The following is a 2,195-nucleotide window of genomic DNA, read 5'->3' on the forward strand; positions in this document are numbered from 1 at the left end:
GCCAAAAACAGCACAAACAACAAGCGCATTACCTGCATTGCCGTTACCAAAGGCACCGACAGCTGCAAAGTCTCTGCCGTGAGGCTCATTTCGGCAATGCCGCCCGGCATCATGCCCAGGGTGAGTGAGCGCAAATCCAGCTGCGTCAGCGCGCTCAAGCCCACCGCCGCCAACGTCGCAAGCGCCATGGTCAAGGCGGTGCCGATCAAGGTACGGCCCATGAACGACGGCGCACGACGGAAGAACTGACGGTTGAAGTGGCAGCCCAGGCCGCTGCCGATCAGCCACTGGCCGATCTGGCTGCCGCCGTCCGGCAGGCCGTAATGCAAGTCCCAGACAACACTGGCAGTCGCGCTGACCAACAGTGGCCCGAACAACCACGGGTTTGGCTGACGTAAACGCTGCCAGCCCCAGGCCACCAGCGCGCCCAGCGGGAACAGCAGCGCCAGCCAACCCCAACTCACTGGCGCCGGGTGAAACTGCGGCGTGCCGCCTTCGAGCAAGTACTTGAAGATCGCCGGCACACACAGCACCACCACCAGCACACGCAAACTTTGCCCCGCTGCGACACGGCTGAGCACTGCGCCATTACGGGCGCCGAGGTTGACCATTTCACCGGAACCGCCCGGCATGCTGGAGAAAAACGCGGTGGCGCGGTCTTCGCCGCTGCGGCGCATCAACCACACGCCGACCACGCTCGACAGGCTGGTGATCAGCGCACCGAAGAAAATCAGGCCGAAGTGGCTCATCACTTGCTCGATCACCACCGGCGTGAAGTGCAGCCCGATGCCGATGCCTACGACCCATTGGCCACATTTGCGTCCGCCGGGAATCTCCGCCAACTGCCACGGCGTGAGGCAACGCACCAGGATGATCGCCAGCAACGAGCCGACCATATAGGGCAAAGGCCAGCCGACGAGGCTGGCCAGGTAACCGCCGGCCAGGCCGACCAGCGGTGTTGCCCACCATTGTTTAAAGGTGACCTCAGACATCGGCCAGGGCGCGACGCTGTTGGGCACGTTTACGCCAGATACGCAGCAGCGGCACGAACAACATGATCGCCGTCAGTACCCACACGCCAAAGGTGATCGGGCTGGACCAGAGGATTTCCAGCGCGCCGTTGGAGATCGACAGCGCGCGGCGCAGGTTCTGCTCCATCAGGCCACCGAGGATAAAGCCCAGCAGTACCGGCGACAGCGGGAAGTCCAGCTTGCGCAGGATGTAACCGAAGATGCCGATGCCGACCATCAGGAACAGGTCGAAGGTGGTGGCGTGAACCGCGTACACACCTATGGCGGTGATGATGGCGATCACCGGCACCAGCGCCCAGTTCGGTACGGCGAGGATGCGCGTGAAGATGCGGATCATCGGGATGTTGAGGATCACCAGCATGATGTTGGCGACAAACAACGAAGCGATCAGGCCCCAGACGATGTCCGGTTGCTGTTGGAACAGCAGCGGGCCGGGTGTGATGTTGTACAGCGACAGCGCGCCGATCATCACCGCCGTGGTGCCCGAACCGGGTACGCCTAGGGTGAGCATCGGCACCAGGGCACCGCAGGCGGACGCACCGATTGCAGTTTCCGGCGCAGCGAGGCCGCGCATGTCGCCCTGGCCGAATTTGCCGCTGGCACCGGCCAGGCGTTTCTCGGTCATGTAGGCAACAGCCGAAGCGAGGGTTGCACCAGCACCCGGCAGCACGCCCATGATGAAACCGAGCAGGCCGCAGCGGATGTTAACTACAAAGACAGCACCGGCTTCCTTCAGATTGAACATCATGCGCCCGGTGGCTTTTACCGCTTCCTGGCCACGGTGGGTTTTTTCCAACAGCAACAGGATTTCGCTGATGGAAAACAGACCCAGTACCAACACCACAAACTGGATGCCGTCGGTGAGGTGGATGTTGTCGCCGGTAAAACGGTACACGCCGCTGTTGGCATCGATGCCCACGGCCGAGAGGAACAGGCCGATCAGCGCTGCAACAAACGTCTTCAGCGGTTTGTCACCGGCCATGCCGCCCAGGCAGACAATCGCGAACACCATCAGTACGAAATATTCCGCCGGGCCGAAGGCAATCGCCCATTTGGCCAACAGCGGCGTGTACCGTTTTACCGGCGACAACATCCACCTCACCGACGGCATCCAGTTTGTGGTGTTGGTACTGGGTCTGTTTTCCATCAGCGAAATCCTGTTGC

At 61.8% G+C, this 2,195-nt stretch carries 1 protein-coding gene and 1 pseudogene; both read right to left on the reverse strand.

All coding sequences use genetic code 11. The features are described from left to right. Nucleotides 1-992: AbrB family transcriptional regulator (locus tag FEM54_RS31005; RefSeq protein ID WP_138454116.1), on the reverse strand; the 992-nt coding region annotated here is incomplete at its 3' end. Continuing rightward, nucleotides 985-2,103, reverse strand: a pseudogene (locus FEM54_RS31010) (tripartite tricarboxylate transporter permease); the annotation flags it as partial. The gene FEM54_RS31005 and the pseudogene FEM54_RS31010, both read right to left, overlap by 8 nt. Between the last annotated feature and the right edge of the window lie 92 nt (nt 2,104-2,195).

It is taken from the genome of Pseudomonas edaphica (assembly GCF_005863185.1).
In the GTDB taxonomy this organism is placed as follows: Bacteria; Pseudomonadota; Gammaproteobacteria; order Pseudomonadales; family Pseudomonadaceae; genus Aquipseudomonas; species Aquipseudomonas edaphica.